At 58.7% G+C, this 22,419-nt stretch carries 20 protein-coding genes; 2 read left to right on the top strand and 18 right to left on the bottom strand.

Going from position 1 to position 22,419, the window contains the following annotated elements; all coding sequences use genetic code 11:
* Positions 1-32: 32 nt before the first annotated feature.
* The 9 genes from parE to alaC form a co-directional block, all read right to left on the bottom strand.
* Positions 33-1,919: a DNA topoisomerase IV subunit B gene (gene parE, locus ACR2TX_RS08635; protein ID WP_077728655.1), complete on the bottom strand. Its 1,887-nt coding sequence runs from the start codon at positions 1,917-1,919 to the stop codon at positions 33-35.
* 129 nt (positions 1,920-2,048) lie between these two features.
* Entirely contained in the window at positions 2,049-2,738 is a 690-nt protein-coding gene (locus ACR2TX_RS08630) for an MT-A70 family methyltransferase (protein ID WP_077728654.1), read from the bottom strand.
* Between the two features lie 19 nt (positions 2,739-2,757).
* Entirely contained in the window at positions 2,758-3,486 is a 729-nt protein-coding gene (locus ACR2TX_RS08625; RefSeq protein ID WP_077728653.1) for a BglII/BstYI family type II restriction endonuclease, read from the bottom strand.
* 111 nt (positions 3,487-3,597) lie between these two features.
* Positions 3,598-4,689, bottom strand: a complete 1,092-nt coding sequence (gene thrC, locus ACR2TX_RS08620) for a threonine synthase (protein ID WP_434131827.1) — start codon at positions 4,687-4,689, stop codon at positions 3,598-3,600.
* 34 nt (positions 4,690-4,723) lie between these two features.
* Positions 4,724-5,017, bottom strand: a complete 294-nt coding sequence (locus tag ACR2TX_RS08615; protein WP_086134001.1) for a type II toxin-antitoxin system RelE/ParE family toxin — start codon at positions 5,015-5,017, stop codon at positions 4,724-4,726.
* Positions 5,014-5,271 carry an addiction module protein gene (locus tag ACR2TX_RS08610; protein WP_240506925.1) on the bottom strand — a complete coding sequence of 86 codons (258 nt, stop codon included), beginning with the start codon at positions 5,269-5,271 and terminating at the stop codon, positions 5,014-5,016. The genes ACR2TX_RS08615 and ACR2TX_RS08610 overlap by 4 nt, the downstream gene beginning before the upstream one ends.
* Positions 5,272-5,388: 117 nt before the next feature.
* Positions 5,389-5,628, bottom strand: coding sequence for a hypothetical protein (locus ACR2TX_RS08605; protein ID WP_139841054.1), 240 nt, complete (start codon positions 5,626-5,628; stop codon positions 5,389-5,391).
* 99 nt (positions 5,629-5,727) lie between these two features.
* Positions 5,728-7,038, bottom strand: coding sequence for a homoserine dehydrogenase (locus ACR2TX_RS08600; protein WP_086134000.1), 1,311 nt, complete (start codon positions 7,036-7,038; stop codon positions 5,728-5,730).
* Between the two features lie 34 nt (positions 7,039-7,072).
* A complete protein-coding gene (gene alaC / locus ACR2TX_RS08595) occupies positions 7,073-8,257 on the bottom strand; it encodes an alanine transaminase (RefSeq protein ID WP_077728648.1) in 1,185 nt (394 codons plus the stop codon).
* A gap of 178 nt (positions 8,258-8,435) precedes the next feature.
* Between alaC and thiD the strand changes: the two genes are divergently transcribed.
* The gene (gene thiD / locus ACR2TX_RS08590; RefSeq protein WP_086133998.1) at positions 8,436-9,215 is read left to right on the top strand and encodes a bifunctional hydroxymethylpyrimidine kinase/phosphomethylpyrimidine kinase; all 780 of its coding nucleotides are present in this window, start codon (positions 8,436-8,438) and stop codon (positions 9,213-9,215) included.
* A gap of 99 nt (positions 9,216-9,314) precedes the next feature.
* Here the strand turns inward: thiD and ACR2TX_RS08585 are convergent, their stop codons facing one another.
* The 3 genes from ACR2TX_RS08585 to ACR2TX_RS08575 all read right to left on the bottom strand — a co-directional run bounded on the left by ACR2TX_RS08585 (position 9,315) and on the right by ACR2TX_RS08575 (position 11,352).
* Positions 9,315-10,073, bottom strand: coding sequence for a BON domain-containing protein (locus ACR2TX_RS08585; RefSeq protein ID WP_077728646.1), 759 nt, complete (start codon positions 10,071-10,073; stop codon positions 9,315-9,317).
* A gap of 59 nt (positions 10,074-10,132) precedes the next feature.
* On the bottom strand, positions 10,133-10,699 hold the full coding sequence (locus tag ACR2TX_RS08580) for an HPF/RaiA family ribosome-associated protein (RefSeq protein ID WP_077728645.1): 567 nt from the start codon (positions 10,697-10,699) through the stop codon (positions 10,133-10,135).
* Between the two features lie 158 nt (positions 10,700-10,857).
* Entirely contained in the window at positions 10,858-11,352 is a 495-nt protein-coding gene (locus ACR2TX_RS08575; RefSeq protein WP_077728644.1) for a BCAM0308 family protein, read from the bottom strand.
* A gap of 287 nt (positions 11,353-11,639) precedes the next feature.
* Between ACR2TX_RS08575 and ACR2TX_RS08570 the strand changes: the two genes are divergently transcribed.
* The gene (locus tag ACR2TX_RS08570; RefSeq protein WP_434131824.1) at positions 11,640-13,256 is read left to right on the top strand and encodes an NAD+ synthase; all 1,617 of its coding nucleotides are present in this window, start codon (positions 11,640-11,642) and stop codon (positions 13,254-13,256) included.
* 885 nt (positions 13,257-14,141) lie between these two features.
* Here the strand turns inward: ACR2TX_RS08570 and ACR2TX_RS08565 are convergent.
* The 6 genes from ACR2TX_RS08565 to oadA all read right to left on the bottom strand — a co-directional run bounded on the left by ACR2TX_RS08565 (position 14,142) and on the right by oadA (position 22,413).
* The gene (locus ACR2TX_RS08565) at positions 14,142-14,912 is read right to left on the bottom strand and encodes a VPLPA-CTERM sorting domain-containing protein (RefSeq protein ID WP_347258020.1); all 771 of its coding nucleotides are present in this window, start codon (positions 14,910-14,912) and stop codon (positions 14,142-14,144) included.
* Between the two features lie 646 nt (positions 14,913-15,558).
* A complete protein-coding gene (locus tag ACR2TX_RS08560) occupies positions 15,559-18,081 on the bottom strand; it encodes a hybrid sensor histidine kinase/response regulator (protein ID WP_168175339.1) in 2,523 nt (840 codons plus the stop codon).
* Between the two features lie 170 nt (positions 18,082-18,251).
* Positions 18,252-19,043, bottom strand: a complete 792-nt coding sequence (locus tag ACR2TX_RS08555) for an ABC transporter permease (protein ID WP_077728637.1) — start codon at positions 19,041-19,043, stop codon at positions 18,252-18,254.
* A complete protein-coding gene (locus ACR2TX_RS08550; protein ID WP_077728636.1) occupies positions 19,030-19,740 on the bottom strand; it encodes an ABC transporter ATP-binding protein in 711 nt (236 codons plus the stop codon). The genes ACR2TX_RS08555 and ACR2TX_RS08550 overlap by 14 nt, the downstream gene beginning before the upstream one ends.
* Complete coding sequence (locus ACR2TX_RS08545) at positions 19,727-20,368, bottom strand: MBL fold metallo-hydrolase (RefSeq protein ID WP_077728635.1); 642 nt, start codon at positions 20,366-20,368, stop codon at positions 19,727-19,729. Before ACR2TX_RS08545 ends, ACR2TX_RS08550 begins: the two co-directional genes overlap by 14 nt.
* A 242-nt stretch (positions 20,369-20,610) precedes the next feature.
* Complete coding sequence (gene oadA, locus ACR2TX_RS08540; RefSeq protein ID WP_434131820.1) at positions 20,611-22,413, bottom strand: sodium-extruding oxaloacetate decarboxylase subunit alpha; 1,803 nt, start codon at positions 22,411-22,413, stop codon at positions 20,611-20,613.
* Positions 22,414-22,419 lie beyond the last annotated feature (6 nt).

The following is a 22,419-nucleotide window of genomic DNA, read 5'->3' as shown; positions in this document are numbered from 1 at the left end:
GATCATCAAACCCTGACTGTTCGAAAATAGGCTCAGACTTCCGCCAGATTGCCCTTTTCCTCGAGCCAAACCTTGCGATCGGCGGCGCGCTTCTTGGCCAGGAGCATATCCAGGCGCTCGTCGGTCGCTTGCTGCTCTTCCAGGGTCAGCTGAACCAGCCGCCGGGTGTCGGGATTCATCGTGGTTTCGCGGAGCTGCGACGGATTCATCTCGCCCAAGCCTTTGAAGCGCTGGACGTTAATCTTGCCCCTGATCTTTTCCGCCTCGATCCGGTCGAGCACGCCCTTTTTTTCCGCTTCGTCCAGGGCGTAATAAACGTTCTTGCCCACGTCGATCCGGTACAAGGGCGGCATGGCGACGAAGACGTGGCCAGCCGAAACTAAAGGTCGGAAATGACGGACGAACAGCGCGCACAGCAAGGTTGCGATGTGGTTGCCGTCGGAATCGGCGTCCGCCAGCACGCAGATCTTGCCGTAACGCAGCCCGCTCAGATCGGCGGAACCCGGCTCTACGCCGATCGCCACGCTGATGTCGTGCACCTCCTGAGACGCGAGCACGCCGCCGGAATCCACTTCCCAAGTGTTGAGAATCTTGCCGCGCAAGGGCATCACCGCCTGGTATTCCTTGTCCCGCGCCTGTTTCGCGGAACCGCCGGCGGAATCGCCCTCCACCAGGAACAACTCGGTCAGCTGCATGTCCTGGGAACTGCAATCGGCGAGTTTGCCAGGAAGAGCAGGCCCCGCCGTGATTTTCTTGCGGGTCACTTGGCGGCTGGCCTTGAGCCGCTTTTGGGCGCTCTCGATCACCAGTTCGGCAATGCGCTCGCCGATGGCGGGATGCTGGTTGAGCCACAGGCTGAACGCATCCTTAACCACCCCGGACACGAACGCCGCGCATTCGCGGGAACTGAGCCGTTCCTTGGTCTGGCCGGAAAACTGAGGCTCCTGCATCTTGACCGAAAGCACGTAATGGCAGCGCTCCCAGACGTCTTCCGGCGCGATCTTGATGCCGCGCGGCAGAAGATTACGGAATTCGCAGAATTCCCGCACCGCCTCGGTCAGTCCGGTGCGGAGTCCGTTGACGTGGGTACCGCCCTGGGGCGTCGGCACCAGATTAACGTAGCTCTCCGTGACCGGTTCGCCTGCCTCGGGCGTCCAGAGCACCGCCCAGTCGGCGGCCTCCTGATGGCCTTCGAGATTGCCGACGAAGGGTTCTTCCGGGACGCACTCGTTCGATCCGATGCGGTCCAGCAGATACTGTGGAAGTCCGTTCTCGTAGTGCCATACTTCCTCTTCGTTGGCCTGTTCGTCCTTGAGAGTGATTTTGAGCCCCGGACACAGCACCGCCTTGGCGCGAAGCAAGGCTTTCAGGCGCGGAACGGCGATGCGCGGCGTATCGAAATAGCGGGCTTCGGGCCAGAACCGGACCGTGCTGCCGGAATCGCGCTTGGCGGTAGTTCCGATTTCGCGCAGCTCGGAGGTTTTTTCACCTTGGGCGAAACTCATCGCATAGATTTTCCCGCCCCGGCGCACTTCGACTTCGAGCCGGTCGGACAATGCATTCACGACCGAAACGCCGACCCCGTGCAGTCCCCCGGAGAAGCGGTAATTCTTGTTCGAAAACTTTCCGCCCGCGTGCAGCTTGGTCAGGATCACCTCCACCCCGGATACGCCGAGTTCCGGGTGAATATCCACCGGCATGCCGCGGCCGTCGTCCCGGACCTCCACCCCGCCGTCAGCCAGCAGCCGCACTTCGATGGATTTCGCATAACCCGCCAAGGCTTCGTCGACGCTGTTGTCGACCACTTCCTGGACCAGGTGATTCGGGCGCGCGGTATCGGTGTACATGCCCGGCCGCTTGCGCACCGGGTCTAGTCCCGAGAGAACTTCAATGGATGAGGCGTCGTAGATTTCGTTCATGGGGAATGGAGTGATCGGCGAAGCCGGAGAATATAATCGACGATGGAAGGCTCAGTGTTCGTTCAAAAACGTTCCAATTACTTACTGTTTGCCTCTTGAAATTGACCAGATCGCGGGAATTCCAGCCCATCAATTCCTGTTGCCGTAACCCTTGGGAGTTTCGAATAGGCGCAGTTGAGGGTCGTCGTGGCCTTTCCGCCGGGCGACACCGTAAAACGAGTTCTCCTCGACGTCTTCGTTACCCCACTGCGTCCATCCACTGCGTGGGAACCGAGCGAAAAGCTCCAGATAGGGGCCGGGAGAACAAGACTCGATCAAATCGTAGATTTCGTCGGGCTTTCGCGAGTGCTCACGTTTTCGCGTGGCAAATAAGTTGACTTGCGTCCGCCCCGGCGGCAGCGTTCGCATACTCCCCCGGACGCCGAACAAAACCAATTCCGTGACGTTTCGGAAGTAAAAGCCGACGCCACGTCCATCCGGCCCCCCATCCTTACGGATTTTGTACCACACCAGGTTCGACTTATAGGTAAAGCCCCAAGACTCCATTACTCTTAAGCCTTCCTGGAGTAATGCGTTTGGCACCCAGAGATAAAGATGAGATTTTGCGGCGGCCAGCTTCGAAACAGGAAGTTCAAGTATTTCCTTAAGCTCCATAGTAGGGTATCGAAGTAAGCGTTTATGCTCCGGCGCCATCTTTCCGGTTCGGTTTTGAAACTGCCAAGGCGGATCAGCGAGTATGGTCGAATATTGTCCGCCGATCTTGGTCATCAAATCTTCGGATGGATTCGGTTCCGCGATGTTATAGATTTTTGCGACCATAGGTGTTTCCCATCTTAATTCAAATCACCAAAACTTCTTTCGGAATTCCGATCAGCAACAAGGGGCAGGGATTACCCACGCCACGCCGAACGCGATCCTCCAGCTTGCGCCAATGAGTTGTTGCTTCTCCGAACTTATCAGACACAAATGCATGTGCCCAACCCTCTTCAAACGAACCTTTCTTCTTTGTCATATGGTTAATGATTCTAAGCTGGCGCGGTGTCGGTGTGTAATACGGCGTCAACTCGGCTAGCCCCTGGATGGCATGTTTCCGCGCAAATTCCGTGACGACCTCTCGGAGGGATTCTTGGAGCGTGGAGCCACGGGTAATGATGGCACCAACCGAGATAACGCCATCGGCATGTAGCCGCTTGAAGTTTTCCAAGTCCCGATCAAAAAACGGATCCTTGTTGTTCCATTCGATTTCTAGCGCGAACGTACCGTTTGAGAAACGTTTAACGTGGTCAATCTCGTGGGAAACCGATTCTTTTTCCTCGCCGTCCACAATCTTTTTGATTTCAAAGTTATGTTTCCGCCAGCCGTAGTCGTTAGCCAGCGCCCGCCGCATCCTCTGAGTGAGTTCACCTTCTCCTCCGCCGCCGCGAATCAATTCCACAACAGGTATTTCAACGTCCAGAAGGACCTTTTCGAGCTCGGTGACTCCATCAGCCATATCGTGCATCAGAATAGCTTCCGCGTGATGCAGCGTGAGGACTTGGAAACCCTTCGCCCGCAGCTTTTCGAACATTTCGAATCCCCCCAATCGCTCTCCCGTAGCAAACCCGCGGACATCGCCGGTCCTGAAAAGATAATGGCCGACATTATTCGAATAGCGGTGACCGGAGCCACCATCGACTCGTTAAATCACCTCCAAAATCGCCCGCTTCACCGAATCCAAGGTCGCGTCCACCGTCACCGGCTTGGCCGTGCACTGGGCGATGGCCGTGTCGGGGTCCTTGAGGCCGTTGCCGGTCAAGGTGCAGACGATGGTGCTGCCTTCCGGAATGCGGCCGGACTTGATGTCGTGCAGGGCTCCGGCCAGGGAGGTGGCCGAGGCCGGTTCGCAGAAGATGCCTTCCTTTTCCGCCAAAAGTCTCTGCGCCGCCAGGATTTCCTCGTCGGTAAAAGGCGCGAACCAGCCGTCCGATTCCTTCTGCGCTCGCCAGGCGCCGTCCCACGACTGCGGATGACCGATGCGAATGGCGGTAGCAACGGTTTCGGGATGGTCCACGAACTCGCCGCTGACGAAGGGCGCGGCGCCCGCGGCCTGATAGCCGCACATGATTGGCCGTTTGTCGGTGACCGGCGTATGGGTTTCGGTCCCGAGGGCGTATTCGCTGTAACCCTTCCAATAAGCCGTAATGTTCCCCGCATTGCCCACCGGCAGACAGTGATAATCCGGAGCGCGGCCGAGGACGTCGACGATTTCGAAAGCGGCCGTCTTTTGCCCTTCGATGCGATACGGATTGATCGAATTCACGATGGTCACCGGCGCATGGTCCGCGATCTCCTTGACCAACTGCATTCCGGCGTCGAAATTGCCGTTAATCTGAATGACCTCGGCGCCGTAGATCATGGCCTGGGCCAGCTTGCCCATGGCGATCTTGCCTTCGGGGATCAGCACGAAAGCGGTGATGCCGGCACGCGCAGCGTACGCGGCCGCAGCGGCCGAGGTATTGCCGGTGGAGGCGCAGATGATGGCCCGGCTGCCCTCATGCACGGCCTGGGTCACGGCCATGGTCATGCCGCGGTCCTTGAACGAGCCGGTAGGATTCAAGCCTTCGAACTTGACGTAAATATCCACATCCTTGCCGATCAGCGTCGGGATGTTGACCAACTGGATCAGCGGCGTGTTGCCCTCGCACAGGCTGATGGGCCGGGTGTCCGGGGTTACCGGCAGGCGGTCGCGGTATTTTTCGATAAGACCGGTATAGCGGGTCGAATATGCCATGATGAGTCTCTAAGCGATTTGTTTAAAAACTTGATTATTTTGCTCGATCGCACCAGTAACCGGGCTCGCGATGCAGGTGGGCAATAGCCACAATCAGGATTTCGTGGTCCAAGAGCTGATAAATCATGCCGTAGGGAAAACGCTTCGTCCGATAACGCCGGGTGTTTTCGCTAAAGCGGTGCCAAGCATGAGGAAACCGTTTGACATTCTCGACGGCTTCGCGAATTTCCGACAAAAACTGAATACCTAAGCCGGGCAGTTGCGATTCATAGTATTCCACGGCTTCGTCCAATTCCTTCTGTGCCGGAGCGAGAAACCGGACATTCATTTAACGGAATACTTCGCCATCACATCTTCCATCGAGACGGATTCCATTTTTCCGGAGCGATAGTCTTCCAGACGCCTTTCTGCCTCTTCGGCCCACAATTTATCGATGGCCTCATCCGGCTGGTCAAGACTATTTAAGACTTGTTCGATCAACTCGATTCGTTCGCCGGGGGGCAGAGCCAATGCCTGCTTGATTAAATCGTTTGTCGCTGACATATCATTTTCCTCTGGCGCCGTTGCGATATCGCCTGTCATAGATAGAGAAGCATCACGAAGTTCATAGTTCGTCGATCTGAGGCGAGCAAGAGTATCTTCCGCAATGTTCAGTTTCCCTCGCCTAAATTAGGCTGACATATGCTGCACCACCCCCTCCTACGAGATTTCGGAAAGAAACAGTTCCTTCAATTCTTTAGTCAAAGATGACTGGACGTTATTTGGTGGCCCGTAAAAATGCTGCTTCTCGGCATCTAAATCAAAATTAGCTGGCGGTTTGCCACCGCGTCGCTCATCCCAACGCTGCCCATAATCATCCCACCCGTACAAATACGCCCATCCTCTTTCATCGTGCGGACATGGATTACCTTCATGTGGCTTCTCGAAAATCTCAAACATCTTGTGTTTCCGTCCGAGGAGATATGCCTCTCGAATTTCCCATTGGGTCGGGTTGCGTTTATATCGGAGTGCCATTGGGTAATACCTCGAATTGGAATGTTACCCCAGTGTTTCCAACCGAATCCGCTTCACCGGTCCGCTGATGGCGGACAGCGCTTCGATCTCCCGGACGGCGTCGTTCAGCTTCCGCTCCTGGACTTTCTGCGTCAGCATGATGACGGGCAGATGGCGTTCGCCTTCCGGCGGTTCCTTCTGGATAACGGCCTCAATGCTGATATTGTGATTGGCCAGAATGCGCGTCACGTCGGCCAGAACGCCCGGCTTGTCCTCGGCGCTGAGGCGGAGATAGTAGGCCGTTTCGATATCCTCGATCGGCAAAATGGGAATGTCGGAAATCGCCTCGGGCTGAAAGGCCAGATGCGGCACCCGGTTCTCGGGATCGGAGGTCAATGTGCGCACCACGTCGATGATGTCCGCTACGACCGACGAGGCCGTGGGCTCGGCCCCGGCGCCCGCGCCGTAGAACAGGGTCGGGCCCACGGCGTCACCCTTGACCAGAACGGCGTTCATGACGCCGTTGACGTTGGCGATCAAGCGCCGCTCGGGAATCAAGGTGGGATGCACCCGCAGCTCGATGCCTTTTTCGGCGCGACGGGCGATACCGAGCAGTTTGATGCGATAGCCCAAGGCTTCCGCGTAGGCCACGTCGAGCGCCGTGATGCTGCTGATGCCCTCGGTCCAGACCTTGTCGAACTGGAGAGGAATGCCGAAGGCGATGGACGCCAGGATCGTCAGCTTGTGGGCGGCATCGATGCCCTCCACGTCGAAGGTCGGATCGGATTCGGCATAACCCAGCGCTTGCGCCTCCTTAAGCACATCCTGAAAATCCCGCCCCTTTTCGCGCATCTCGGTCAGGATGAAATTGCAGGTGCCGTTGATGATCCCGGCCAGCCACTCCACCTTGTTGCCCGAAAGCCCTTCCCGCACCGCCTTGATGATGGGAATCCCACCGGCCACGGCCGCTTCGAAAGCCACCATCAGCCCTTTTTCGCTGGCCTTGGCGAAGATCTCGTTGCCGTGGAGGGCGATGAGCATCTTGTTGGCGGTGACCACGTGCTTGCCGGCGTCCAGCGCTCGCATTACCAGATCTTTCGCCGGGTCGAGACCGCCGATCAGCTCCACGACGATGTCTACCTCGGGATCGGTAACGACTTCGTACGGGTCCGTAGTCAATCGGATGCCGGCAGTGTCGCAAATCCGGGAACGGTTGAGGTCTCGAGCCGCCACGACGCTAATGTGGATTTCCCGGCCGGCTCGGCGCGTAATTTCGCCGGCGTTCCGCTTGAGGACCTTGACCGTGCCGCCCCCGACCGTGCCCAAACCGAGCAAACCGATATTTACGGGTTTCAAGACGCTCTCCTGTGTAGCAACAAAAATGCCGAAATTATACCGAGTTATCCTTGCGCATCATATGTCGTATGCCTCGGATCGCCTGGCGGGTGCGGTGTTCGTTCTCGATCAGGCTGAAGCGGACGTGATCGTCCCCGTACTCGCCGAAACCGACGCCGGGAGACACCGCCACCTGGGCCTCCAGCAGCAGTTTCTTGGCGAACTCGAGGGAACCCAGATGCCGGTACTGCTCCGGAATGGGCACCCAAACGAACATGGTGCCTTTGGGTTTTTGGACCGTCCAGCCGATGTTGTCCAGCCCTGCGCACAAGACGTCGCGGCGTACGCGGTAGGTTTCCCGGATCTCGGCGACGCAGTCCTGAGGACCTTCCAAAGCGGCGATCGCGGCCACCTGGATCGGTGTGAACGTGCCGTAGTCGAGATAGGACTTGATGCGCCCCAAAGCCGCGACCAGTTCGCGGTTGCCGCACATGAAGCCCACCCGCCAACCGGGCATGTTGTAGCTCTTGGAGAGCGTGAAGAACTCGACGGCGATGTCGGTGGCTCCGGGCACCTGCAGGATGGAAGGCGCGGCATAGCCGTCGAACACCAGGTCCGCGTAGGCGATGTCGTGCACGACCCAGATTTTGTATTCCCGAGCCAGCTCGACGACCTTTTCGAAGAACTCCAGTTCCACGCATTGGGTGGTCGGATTGCCGGGGAAGTTCAGAATCAGCATCTTGGGCTTGGGCCAGGAGGTCTTGATGGCTTTTTCCAATTCATCGAAGAAATCCACGCCCGGCACCAGCGGCACGTGGCGCACATCAGCCCCCGCCAAAACGCAGCCGTAAGGATGGATGGGATAAGCCGGATTCGGCACCAGCACTGCATCGCCCGGCCCCAGGGTGGCGAACATCAGATGGGCCAGGCCCTCTTTAGAACCGATGGTGACGATCGCCTGGGAGTCGGGATCGAGATCCACGCCGAAACGGCGCCGATACCATCCGCAGATGGCTTTGCGAAGACGGGGAATGCCTTTGGAAACGGAATACCGGTGGGCGGTTCCTTTCTGCGCCACCTCTACCAGTTTGTCGACGATATGCTGTGGCGTGGGCCGGTCGGGATTACCCATGCCGAAGTCGATGATATCGACACCCTGGGCGCGCTCCTTGGCCTTGAGTTCGTTAACGATATTGAAAACGTAGGGGGGCAGGCGCTTGATACGTTGAAATTCTTCCATCCAGGACTCTTTGCGTAGGGGGTATTTTTTTAAGCGGAATGCGTAGGCGCGTGGCCAAACAACTTAAAGTACCGATGCGCTTTTAGACTGTCAACGGCGCTTTGGGCCTGACAGGCTAGCCGAATGCGGCCAGCCGTGGGAAACTGCGCCTGCATCGCGATCTAACTTTACGCCATCCATGAAACCCCAGCTCCCCGTTGTCTTGTGCTTGTCGGGACACGACCCCACCGGCGGCGCCGGCATTCAGGCCGATATCGAGACCGTTTCCCGATTCGGCTGTTATCCCTGTTCGGTGGTGACTGCTTTAACCGTTCAAGACACGCATAACGTCCGCAAGATCTTGCCGCAAAGGTCCGGGGAACTTCTGGAGCAAGCGCGCACGGTGCTTCTGGATCTGCCCGTCGACGCCGTCAAAATCGGTCTTCTGGGAAGCGTCGACATCGTTTATGCAGTAGACGAGCTACTCAAGATCGCTGGCGGCATTCCGGTCGTTTTGGACCCGATTCTGGCGGCGGGAGGCGGAACAAACCTGGCAAACGAGGCGCTGATCGAAGCGCTAATAGAGACGCTGATTCCACGAGCGACGGTGCTGACGCCGAATTCGCCCGAGGCCAGAAAATTGACGGGAATGGAGGATCTGGACGATTGCGCCGACGCGCTGCTAGCACTCGGTTGCCCGAATGTCTTGCTGACGGGGACCCATGAAGGGGATGACGAAGTCATCAATCGCCTTTACCGCAGCTCCGGCAAGACAACTTACCGTTGGCCGCGCTTGCCGGGAAGCTATCACGGCTCGGGCTGCACCCTGGCATCCGCCGTCGCCGCCTTGCTAGCCCGAGGCCGGGACATCGAGTCCGCTGCGTCGGAGGCTCAGGATTTTACTTGGCAAGCGCTGAATAACGGATTTCGGCTGGGCGGCGGACAACTGCTCCCCAATCGGCGTTATTCCGCGCCGTGAGGAGAGTCGTTTCGCACTGCGTCACTCAGTAGGTCGGGAATCCTTTCCCGACGTTAACAGCACGCTTGTCGGCAAGGGATTGCCGACTTACGACTTTAATCACCCCGCGACTTGAATACGGTCTACCACATCGTGCACGCCGGGGACGTACCACGCGTCGAGCACCGCCAGGCGCCTCTCTTCATCGCTGGCGAGATATCCTTCCAGCGTTACCGTTCCTTGCTCGGCCGTGATATGGATCTGCGGCTGATGAACCAGAGGGTCTTTTTCGAGCACCATGAGCACGGCATCTGCCAGCTCGCCATCGGTTTCCTGCTCGGGAGGGACGACATGCAGCAAGTTGACGACCGATTCGCAGCCGGCCGCCCACCACGCGAGCACCTCTGCGAAGCGGCGATGAGACAGGCTGAGCACGGTGCCCGACAGCGTGACGGTTCCATCCTGCACCTCGATCTCGATGCGCTGCTCGCCCCAATCGCCTTCGCTGCGATCGGGCCACTCGCTGCGACCGACACGAATCGTGTCGAGCCGGTCGCTTTCGCGCACATAGAGGCCGCATTCCCGGAAAACCGGCTCCTGCTGCAATAGGTTAATGATCTCGTCGCGCAACCCGCCCTCCCTCTCGGAGGGAGGCACGGCGACACGCAATCGATCCACGACCGGTGAATTGTCCGCATGGCGATACGCAGCGGCGTGCGCAATCCGTTTTGCCGCGATGTCGCCGACCATACCCTCCAAGACTATGGCACCGTCCTCGACATCGACACGGATTGGATAGTCGTGCAGATTGACCCGGGTGTCATGTTCCAGGTCGGCCAATATGGCCTTGATTCGATCAGCATGCGGATTGGTCGGCATATCGCCCTCCTTAACTCCGAATTGCGCGGGCGCTGTTCGATGAAACAGACGAATCTTTCCTAACCCACAACATGGTGTTTTCCCTCCACGGCCACCGAACTCGCCTGAGGCCCCTGCTCGCCCATTTCTTCAACGAAACGGACGGTATCGCCGATGCCCAATTTGTCGAAATCGCCTTGCACCACGCTGTTCCGATGGAAATAAATCAGGCGCCCGTCCGGTGTCTCGATCATCCCATAATCGCCCTCCGGGTTGATTTGGGCAATGCTTCCATGCGGCATAACCTCGTGGGCCTTGATGTCCTGCCGAACGCGCCGGGCGTAATCCTCCAATTGCCGGCGGGCGGCGTCGAAGGCATCGCGGATCGCCACGTAAGCATCCTCGTGCGCATGATCTTTGCCGGGATCGCGGCTGACCACCAGTTCATCGCCCGGCACGGTGATATCGATTCTGACATGGTAGGTATTGCCTTGCCGGTGGTGGCGATGAAGTGCTTCGACCATCACCCGGCAGGACATGATATGCTCGAAAAACTGATCCAGTTTCTCGGCGCGGTCGTGAACGGCTTTTTCCATCGCCTCGGATGGCTCCATATTTCGAAAAGAAATTTGTAACGGCAGTTGCATGCTCTCGCTCCTCAATCCGATCCAGAACTGTAGTTATCCACAGATTCGGCGGAAAAGCATGACGTAAAAGCCCGTACCCCTTGCGCCTCCATGAGGCAGCCCGGAAACCGCCGGTCGGCGATACTTCGCCACACCGACAATCGCGGATCGCGGGGACCTCAACGTGACCAATTCACCCGAAGGAGATACTCCTCCTCCTGATAGGAAAAATCGAGATCGCCCTTGTAGGCGTGCTGGACGGCTTGCCCGGCCGCCCTGGCGAGTTGGGGATTGGTGAATGTCACCAGCATGCCGCCGTTCTGTTCCTCGACGGCCATGATGCGTTTCAGCGGGTGTTCGGCCTTCTCCCTTTCCTCCACATTACGGATGAGATGCAGAATCTCATCTTTGTGTTGAGCCAAAAACTCGCCCGCCAAAGTCAGAAATCCGGCCGGACATTTATCGTGGATACGATGACAGGCGGGACAAAGCGACTCGTTCGCGCCAGCAGGCGCGTCCGACCATTGCCACCGGCCGTCGTGATAAACCGCTCGGCATTCCGGACAAACCGTAGGTTCCGGCAATTTTTGCCGTATTTTATAGGTGTCGTGCTCATGCTCACGGATCAGACGATCTTGGCGATCTCCGTGGTATAGGTTGGGTGGTTGAGTCATGACAGAATCTCCCTGCTTGGGTATGTCGCCCGCAAACCTGATGCGAAGTATTTCTTCCCACGCTTGAAATCGACGGCGAATCATCGGGCCATTCGGCTTAGATTACAGATTGAAGAATATGCCTCTCGAACAGGCGCAGCAATACTCGATCGGACACGAGTGCGGCATTTAAATTCACAGATCCTATATTTCACGGGCGAAGGCCACGGACATCGTTTTTGCTCGTTCCCGCCGCGATTTCAGGCGAAAATAGCCGCACTACCTTAGACATTTGAATCGCTACAATCGTGAACCTTCGTATCGCTATCGCTCAACTCGACTTTCTGGTCGGCGACCTTCGAGGCAATGCAAGCCGCGTGCTGCACACCGCCAGCGAGGCCCGCGACCGGCTCCGCGCTCATGCCGTGGTTTTCCCCGAACTGGCCCTGGCGGGCTATCCGCCCGAAGACCTGATCCTGCGCCGCGATTTCATGGCGCAGGCCGAGCGCATCCTCGACGAAATAGCGGGGCAAGTGCACGGCATCGACGTCATCGTGGGTTTTCCGGAGAACCGAACCGGGATGCCTTACAACAGCGCCGCCGTGCTGCGGGACGGCAAGATTCACGCGATCTACCGCAAGCATGCCCTGCCCAATTACGGTGTGTTCGACGAGAAACGTTATTTTCTGCCCGGATCCGAACCCTGCGTGTTCGACTTACAGGGTGTGCCGGTGGGGATTACCATTTGCGAGGATCTTTGGTTGCCCGGTGCGGTGGAGCAAGCCGCGCAAGCCGGCGCCAAGCTGATCCTGAACATCAATGCTTCGCCCTATCACGCCAATAAAATCAAGGAACGAGAGGCAGTCGCCCGCGAGCGCATCGCAGTGACCGATGTCCCTCTGGTTTATGTCAACTTGATCGGCGGGCAGGACGAACTGGTCTTCGACGGCGCGTCATTCGTGATGAACCGGGAAGGAACCGTGACCTTCCGCGCGCCGGAGTTTGAGGAAGCGCTGTTACCCGTCGACTTTGCCTGCGGAGACACGGTGGAGCCGATTGCCGACGGCATTACCGAACCGTTGACCGAGATCGAAAGCATCTACAAGGCTCTCGTTACCGGCATCCGCGATTATGTCGGCAAAAACCGTTTCCAAGGCGCGGTGCTCGGATTGTCCGGCGGCATCGACTCGGCCTTGACCTTGGCTCTCGCCACGGACGCTTTGGGAGGCGATAAAGTCGAAAGCGTTTTGATGCCGTCGCGTTACACCGCGGCGATGAGCATCGAGGATGCCCGCTTGGAAGCCGAGGCCCTGGGCTGCCGCTATCACATCATTCCCATCGAACCGGCCTTCGATGCCTTTCTCGGTATGCTCGAGGAGAGCTTTGCCGGCTTGCCGCCCGACACTACCGAGGAAAACATCCAGGCGCGTTGCCGGGGCGTCATTCTCATGGCGTTTTCCAACAAGAAAAGGAAAATCCTCCTCACGACCGGCAACAAAAGCGAAATGAGCGTGGGCTACGCCACGCTGTACGGCGATATGGCCGGCGGATTCGCGCCGTTGAAGGATGTCCCCAAGCTTTTGGTGTACCGCTTGGCGGAATACCGCAACAGCCTCTCGCCGGTCATTCCGCAACGGGTAATCGAGCGTCCGCCCTCCGCCGAACTCAAGCCCGACCAAAGGGACGAGGACTCGCTGCCGCCCTATTCGATTTTGGATCCGATCCTCGAAATGTACGTGGAGCACGACAAATCGGTGGACGAAATCATCGCCGCCGGATTTCCCGAGCACGAAGTCAAGCGGGTGGCGAAGATGGTGGACAGCAACGAATACAAGCGTCGCCAGGCCCCGCCCGGCGTCAAGATCACGCGCCGCGCCTTCGGCCGGGATCGGCGGTATCCGATCACATGCGGATATGGGCGATAGGGAAACAATCGGACGAACGACAGTTACGACCCGAACGACATTTTCGATTGTGCTAAGGCAAAAAAAGAAGGCAGAACAAAGTGCTTGGGGGGGGATGGGGGTGTTCTGCCTTCTGGGGAAGTCTTACAGCGGTCCGGCTTACGGCCCGCTTACCACTTACGGTCGGAGGAAAACTCTCGAACGCTTGCTATCGGCTGACATCGCTGATGTTTTCTTCGGTCCGGAATATTTCCTTGCGCCTATGCCCGGCACGAAGATCCGCCTTGCGTCCTTATAAGTCACCTCCGCGAAAATCACTTACATCAACACGTCTCAATCGGTGCCGTCGTCTCATTCGCGAACCTGGGCTTCTCCCGCCTTCGTCGTTCGCAATCACTCCTCGACAGGCGAAAAAAAAGAAACATCCCTATTTCAACTCGCATCCCATCGATCGACTCCTTTCCACTAGGGCGGATATCACCGTTCCATGACCGCCATTCCAATCAGATTCGGAACATTCCGACTCCGTTCAGAAGGTTCCGAATCACTCACGTCGGACGGAACATCCAATCCCGTCGGGACCACCCTGTCCCTGGCGACATCCTCACTCCTTTCGCCACATCCTAACTTCCTAGCGGAAACTCCTGTCTCCGGCTCGATGCCGTGTCGTGGTTTTCACCTCCGACGACGGTTGCTCTCGAGTGGTTGCTATTAAACCGTGGTTAACTTTCACCGAGAATACGGATGAATTCGTACGTGATTTCGCACAAAGAGGAAGTTCACTTTCGAAAAGCCCCGGCACGACCGATTCGGAAGCCGGTGGATTCCGGCAAAGTGCGCTGCCGCCAGAAAGGCGTCCGCCGCGATATGGCGGCAGCGCGGTTCAAGTGGGCGAATCACTTTGGGTTACGCCGAAGCGGTTCCTAAATGACGTCGACCAATCATGATCAGGCCGGACAAAGCAGACCCCAGTAGCCAGACCGAGGCTGGCACCGGAATCGGCGCGACAGCGCCGCCTGGACTTACGTCAATCCTCAAGCTGCCGAAGTCTTTCTCGATCCAGGCAAAACCGTCCGCAGGCGCATAAGCCGCAAGAATGTCTTTTATCGTCAGCTCGATTTCGACAGCGTCAGCGGCCACAGAGTTACTGGCAGTCAAGTCCCAAGGGCCTCCGTTGGTGCCGTCGTCAGCTCCGAACGCGGAGAATGTCTCGGCCTGTGTATCGCCGATGGATTGATGGGTTTCCGGATCTACAATCCGCAGAGATGAGAAAGCCGATACCCAGGAGCCGTCTCCGGTTACTTGATAAACGCCATTCTGACTCCAGCTCACGTCGGTAATCGTCTGATCAGGTATAACCGGTTTAACCGTGGCTCTGATTGTGAATCCGGCAATTTCGGTATCGACCTGACCAATACCATTGCCATTGCCATTGCCATTGTCGGCCTGACCAGCACCGACAGATAGCGCGTCGAATGTCAACGGGCCAGGATTGAAGTTAAGACTGACGCCGGTGTCGTCCCGAACGACTTCCGGGTCTCCAAGTGCGCCTAGATCACCCTCCACCAGCGTGAAGTCGATGATATCGCTCGTCCACGTCTGTGCATGGGCAGGCGCCCACGCCAATCCCAGCGACAGCACGGCAGCTGGCGGGATGAATGTCTTTAGCTTAAACATAGTGCCTCCAACACTTTTTTCCCTAAACGCCACCCGATTTGTAAAGCGGACCGCAACGTTTCCGTTACGCCGCCAAACCGGATAACAGCCACTTTCCCTTGGCAACTCTGGACGCCTCGTGTCCGGCAGGAGGGTGACTACCCACCATGACGGCACCGTGGCTTGCCACTCAAGCTCCGAAGGCTATCGACATCATCGCTCAATCCTTTCTCGGCCGAGAGCGAGGAGAGTCGCGCCCGCGGCTATGCGTCACAGAGCAGCTAGGTTGTTGACACAAATCGGCAGGAACCGACTGTGATCCACAAAAAAACGGGCCCTCTTGCCCATAGCGAAGAGAACCCGCTTTCTCAGGATAACGCCCCACCAGAGGTGGGTTTCGCAATCGAAACGACCGGCTGGACCGAATCGATTGCCAACGAAAATCATGATCGCCGAGCTCCGCTTGTTGGCATGCATTTCCGGAATTACCCCTTTTCGGAACTGTCCCACTAACGTTCATGAACGGACCGGTAAGCAGCCAAATAAGCGAATCCAAGAAATTACATTTAAACGCCTATACCCCCTCTCCGAAAATACGCGCAAACTCGTAAGTATCTTGTCACGAGACCGTCACATTATCGAAAAACAAGCAGCCGTCCGCCGAGCCTCAGTCGGGCCTCAGCGTCGCCAGCAACGCGCTCAAAATTTCAGGGTCGACCGGTTTCACCAAGTGATGATCGAAACCCGCGGCCTTCGAACGGGCGCGATCGTCTGCCTGGCCGTAGCCCGTAACGGCGATCATCAGCGCCTTTTGCAATCCCGGTAACCCTCGCATTTGCTTCGCGACTTCATAACCGTCCATTCCCGGCAATCCGATATCGAGCAGCACTGCCTCCGGCTGGAACTCCGCGGCGACCGCGAGAGCGCCAGGGCCATCGAAGGCGGTACGCACGTCGTGTCCGTCCAGGCTAAGCAGCAATGCCATGCTTTCCGCGGAATCGACGTTATCGTCGACCACCAGAACCCGAACGCCAGCCAAACTCGATGCGGATTCGCCGCCTGCCGACCCCGAACCTTCATGAGTCGGCGCAGCCGCCATCCGCGGCAAATGCACAATGAACTCGGCACCGCTGCCGGACCCCGCGCTTTGTGCTAACACTCTCCCCCCGTGCATTTCTATCAGCCGCCGCACCAGTGCCAGCCCGAGCCCAAGCCCGCCCTGGGAACGATCGAGCGAACGGCTACCCTGGGTAAACAACTCGAATATATTCGGCAAAAGTTCGACGGGAATTCCCATGCCATTGTCGCGCACCCGTATCAACACTTCGTCCGCAGAGCTTTCGATGATCAGATCGATACACCCGCCGGCATCCGTGTACTTGGCCGCGTTATTCAGAAGATTGGCGATCACCTGCACAAGCCGCGTCAGATCGCCCTCGACTTGCACCGGCTCCTGCGGCAAGTCAACAGTCAGCTTGTGCCGGCGGGACTTGATCAACGGCAGGCTGGTTTCGACCGCCCGATCGATTACGGTCGAGATTTCGACCGCCGTCTTTTTCAACACGATGGTACCGCGGGTAATGCGGGAAATATCCAGCAGATCGTCGAGCAAACGGCTCATCTGGACCACCTGCCGGCCGATCACTTCACGCGTCCATTTCAGCTCGGGGTCGGTCAGCCCCAATTGGCGCAACACCTGCACGGCATTCCGGATCGGCGCCAGCGGATTCCGTAGTTCATGGGCCAGCATGGCGACGAACTCGTCCTTCAAGCGGTCGGCCTCGCGCAAGGCCTGTTCCGCCTTTCGGTGATCGGTCACGTCGATTGCCATGGAGGCAAGGAATGGCCTTCGATCGGGCAAACGCATGGGAGCCGACCCATAAAACAGCCAGCGCCGCGGCTCGCCTTTCTTGGTCCACACCGTAATCTCCTCGGGCTCCGCAATCGAGCCTTCGGTAAACCGCCGCTGTGTTTCCGCCAGAATGCTGTCCACCGCTTCCTCGGGAATCCGTCGCCCCTTCAGAAACCAGGCTCGCGCATCGGGAATGTCCTCATGGGTCCACCCCGTCAATTCGGTGACCGCACAACTGATTTCGAGGATCTGGCCGTCCATGGCGTGGACGAAAATCGGGATCGGCGCCTGTTCGACCACCCGGCGGAAACGCTCTTCGCTCTCGCGAAGAGCTTCTTCGGCCTGCATGCGTTCGGTTATATCGCGCACGATACCCAGTATTGCCGGACGCCGATTGAAATGTATGCGGCGCGCGCAAAGTTCGACGCAGATGCGTCGTCCGTCCCGGTGCAGGAACGCCGCCTCGCGACGCCAGGGAGACTCAAGTCCCTCGGAGCCGCTCTGTATGAATAGTTCGCTCCACGATTCGAAATCTTCGGACGCGATCACCGATCGAAACGACAAGCCGATACAGTCCTCGCCCGTATAACCCAGCAAGGCCGACAACGCGGGATTCGCGAAGACGAAACGGCCGTCGTGAGCCACGAATACGCCGTCATCGAGAGAATCGAGCAGCGTCTTGTATTTCGCCTCGCTTTCCGATAGCGCCTGGGCGGCCTCCCGGCGCACGTTTCTGAGCTCGATATGGGTCGCTACACAGGCCAGTAGCTGGCGCGCGGAGAGGGGCTTGATCAGATAATCGTCCACGCCGGCGTTCAATTCTTCGCTACAGGTTTTTTCCTCCGAGCGCGCCGCGGTCAGAATCACCGGGATGTGGTGAATCTTGGCGTTGCCCTTCAATGCGTGCAAAAGCACGGGACCGTCACGCTGCAGGGTCCTGAGGTCGGCCAACACCAGGTCGGGAGGATCACTCAGAACGGCATCAAGCGCTGCCGTGCCGTTGGTTACGACCAGGACCTCGTAGCGATCGCCCAAAAATCGCTGGAAATAACTGCGCATCTCGGCGCTGCCCTCGACGATGAGCAGACGGGCATGCCGCTTGTGCCGTCCGCCCCTCCGGACAACTGTGGGCACCGAAACGCTGTCCGTGCTTTGCTGGCGAAAACTAGACTTCGGGACTATGGCAGCAGCGCTATTGTTGGATAAGCGCCGCGAAGTGCTGAATGAATCGCGGGAGGGCGGGGTAGGATTGTTCTTACGAAACACCCGGAGGTGGTCGCTGAAGCCCTTGCCCGCAGCGGCCGATCTTCCTGCGGCAATTTGGTCATCCTTCTCCATGCTGGTCATCCTGTCGTGTTTATGAGCTGGCGAACCATACTCGAAACCATAAATTCTACCCGAAACGGTGTCCATTCCAAGGGTTCCGAGCATGCATAATCCTCTTATTCGATTGCTTTTACCGCAATTCGGCTGAGCGAATCAAGCCTCCCCAAAAATCGAGCCGCTTGTTAGCCATCCTCGGCGATATCCGACTTCAACACGTCGAATTCATCGAACGCGATATTCAGACTAAGTGCCAAGTTGAGAATGCTGGCAAGGGTGGTGCTGGCAAAGATGCACAGCATGATGGCAATCTGATATTTCACCGCCAGCCACGGTTCGCTGCCGCCCAGGATCTGGCCGGTCATCATGCCGGGCAGCGATACCAGCCCCAAAGTCGCCATGCTGGCCAGGGTCGGGTTGATCGCCGCTTTGACGGCTTCGCGAAAATAGGGCCGTACCGCCTCCCAGCGGGTGGCGCCGAGCAGCAGATAAGTCTGGTACTCGTTTTCGTTTTTCTTGAGTGCGGTATAGAAGCGCTCCAGTCCGATGACATTTCCCTGCAGGCAATTGCCGAGAATCATGCCTGCGAGGGGAACCAGATAGCGCGCGTCGTAATAGAGCGGCGGCCGTATCACCAAAAACAACAAATACGCCGTGGAAAACAGGACGCTGGCGGTCACCGCCGCGAAAGTGGCGGCGAAGAAGTAACGCCGCTTCAAGCCGGCGCGCTTCAGAATCGACCAATCGGCTACTACCAGCATCACCAGAACCCAAAGGCCGTTCAGCCAGGGATTATTGAGCGTGAACAATGTCTTCAGATAAACGCCCACCAAGGCCAATTGAAGGCTCATGCGGAGGATGCCGGTCGCGATCGCCCCGCTCAAGCCCAGTCCGATCAGTCCGAGCAGCAGCCACGGCAACAGCACGACGCCGTAAAGCACCGTCATTTGCGGCAGGGCGATATCAAGCGTTTCCATCGCGACGCGTACGGATCAGGCGCCCGCCGTCCAGTTCCAAAACCACATCGCAGCGCGTGTCCCAGTCGGGATCATGGGCCACGGAGAGCACGGTGAAACCGGGATCGCCGAATACGTCCAGCACCGTCCGCTTGCTTTCGGCATCCAGGGCGCTGGTCACCTCGTCCAGGAGATAGAGATTTTTCCCCAGCAACAAGGCACGCGCGATGGCGATGCGCTGCTTTTCGCCGCCTGAAACGCGGCGGCATTCCTGCTCCAGAATATCCGGGGACAGGTGAAGACGCGCCAGCGCATCGATCAACCGACGCTCGGACGGTTTATTTTCCCGATGCGTCTCGAATTGAAACGGCAACATCAAGGCTTCGCGTACCGTTTCGGCGCCGAGGATCGGCTCTTGCCCGATATAGGCTGCGCGGCGCCGGATGATTCGCACGGCCGACGGATCGAGCGGCTCATCGTCGAACAGAATTCTTCCCCCGGCCAGCGGATAAAGTCCCAACAAGGTCTTGAGCACCGTGCTCTTGCCCGAGCCCGATCTGCCGCGGAGCACGGCCTTTTCACCCGCGCCCAGCGTGAAGCTGAGATCGGTCAGGATCGGCTTGCCGCGTACCGATACCGAGACCCGGTCGAAGCGGATCAGCGTTGCGTTCGCCGTCCGGCCATCGACCGGTTCATGTACCCGGTTACCGGGCGGCATCGCCCACGAACGGATTGGTGCCGCGCTCGTCGCCGAAGGTGGACGCGGGACCGTGGCCCGGAATGAAAACGATATCGTCGCCCAAGGGAAAAAGCCGCTCGCGGATGGACCGCACCAGCGTGCCGTAATCGCCCCCGGGAAAGTCTGTCCGCCCGATGGAGCCTTTGAACAGCACATCCCCGACAATGGCGAGACGTTCGCCGGAGTGGAAAAAGACCACGTGGCCGGGCGTATGACCGGGGCAATGTATCACTTCGAGGGTTTGATGCCCGAACTCCACCGTATCGCCGTCCTCCAGCCAGCGGTCGGGGGTGAAGGTGGCTGCCGGCGGAAAACCGAACATCTCGCATTGCTTCGGCAAAAGATCGATCCAGAACCGGTCTTCCTTCTGCGGGCCTTCGATCGGAATTCCGAGCTGCCCGGCCAAAGCCGCCGTGCCGCCCACATGGTCCACATGGGCGTGAGTGAGCAAAATCTTGACCAGCGTCACGCCGGCATCTTCGACCGTCTTGAGGATTCGATCGAGATCGCCGCCCGGATCGACCACGGCGCCTTCCATGGTTTCCTCGCACCAGAGGAGCGAGCAGTTTTGCTGAAATGCCGTGACGGGGATGACAGTTGCTTTCATGTCGAAGTCGGGAATTTGAGTTCAAGGGAAGATGATACCGGAAGAAAGCAAACGTACGGACCTGTCATCAGGCGAGAACGGTCGCCGTCCTTCGCCCAGGTTCAGAGTCGTAGGTCGGCGATCCTTTGCCGACGTGCCGGATTTGCCGGGAAAGGGTCGCCGATCTCCAAACTTCGGCCGGGTTCGGCCCCCTGTGTCGGCAAAGGATTGCCGACCTACAAGTTGTCGACGAATCCGTAAGGCTAAGGCTCGATCTCCATCAAGACCTCGTTGGGATTCACCCGGTCGCCTTTCTTGACGTGAATCGCGGCGACCGTGCCGCCGACGGGGGCCTGGATTTCCGCTTCCATCTTCATCGCCTCGGTGACCAGAACGCCCTGCCCCGCGCTCACCTTGTCCCCCGGCTGCACCAGGATATCGACGATATTGCCCGGCATCGCGGTCACCACATCGCCCGGTTTGCCCGGCACGGGACGCCCGCTTGGCGTGACGCTCCGCCGGTAGCCGCTCAGCACCTCGAGATCCACTTCCTGAGGCACGCCGTCCAAGGTGATGTAGAACCTCCGGTGGTGCGGATCGTTGAAATTGGCGCCGGTGATGTGGACATCGTATGCCTCGCCGTGAACGAACACCTTGAACTCGGTGGGCACGTCGCCGCGCTCCGCCGGCTGGGACGGCGCCTCCGGCGGAGCCAAAGGCTCCGGCTGGAGCCGGCCTTCGCGCCGCTCCTGAAGGAATTTCCGGGCGACCTCCGGAAACATCGCATAGATCATCAGATCGGTCTCGCTCTCCGCCAGATCGCCGATCTCCGCGCGCAAGTTGTCCAGTTCCGGCGGCAGAAGGTCCGCGGGGCGGCATTCGACCGGTTGCTCGCGGCCGATGGCGCGGCGCTGGAGGTCCGGATCGACCGGTGCCGGCGGGCGGCCGTAACCGCCCTGGAGATAACGTTTGACCTCGTTGGTAATGGACTTGTAGCGCTCGCCGGTGACCACGTTCAGCACCGCCTGAGTGCCGACGATTTGCGAGGTCGGTGTCACCAGGGGCGGATAGCCGAGGTCGCGGCGCACCCGCGGGATTTCGTCGAAAACGTCGAGGATGCGGTCGAGCGCGCCCTGCTCCTCCAACTGCTTGGCGAGGTTCGACATCATCCCGCCCGGCACCTGGTTGATCTGAACGCGGGTATCGACGCCGGTGAATTCGCTCTCGAACCGGCGGTATTTTTTTCGGATCTCGGCGAAATAGGCGGCGATGTCCTGCAACAGTTCCAGATCCAGGCCGGTGTCGTGGCGGGTGCCGCGCAAGGCGACCACCATACTCTCTGTCGGAGGATGGCTGGTGCCGCCGGCGAAGGACGAAATGGCCGTGTCGATGTGGGTGCAGCCGTGCTCAACCGCCTTGAGTTCGCACATTTCGGCCAGCCCTGAGGTGGCGTGGGAATGGAGATGCAGCGGCGCGCTCAGGCTGGCCGAGAGCGCCGAAACCAGCTCCGCCGTGGCCATGGGCGTCAGGAGTCCCGCCATGTCCTTGATGGCGATGCTGTCGGCGCCCATCCGGACCAGGGCCTGGGCCTGCTCCACGTAAAGGTCGACGGTGTGGACCGGGCTCAGGGTATAACAGATGGCGGCCTGGGCGTGCTTGCCCGCCTCCTTCACCGCCCGGATGGCGGTCTCCAGATTGCGGAGGTCGTTGAGCGCGTCGAAGATGCGGAATACGTCGATGCCTTCCTTCGCCGCAAGCCGGACGAACTCCCGCACCACGTCGTCGGAATAATGCCGGTAGCCCAAAAGATTCTGACCGCGCAGCAGCATCTGCAAGCGGGTATGGGGCAAGGCGCGGCGGAGCTTCTTCAGCCGTTCCCACGGATCTTCCTTCAAAAACCGCATGCAGGCGTCGAAGGTGGCGCCGCCCCAGACTTCCAGCGACCAATAGCCGACCCGGTCCAGCTTGTCGCAGATGGGCAGCATGTCCTCGGTGCGAAGGCGCGTCGCGATCAAGGACTGATGGGCGTCGCGCAATACGGTGTCGGTGATGTAGACCTTGCTCATGATGGT

The organism is Methylocaldum sp. GT1BB, assembly GCF_051027545.1.
Classification (GTDB): domain Bacteria; phylum Pseudomonadota; class Gammaproteobacteria; order Methylococcales; family Methylococcaceae; genus Methylocaldum.
The sequence above is the reverse complement of the archived record's forward strand: the minus strand, read 5'-3'. Positions and strand labels throughout refer to the sequence as shown.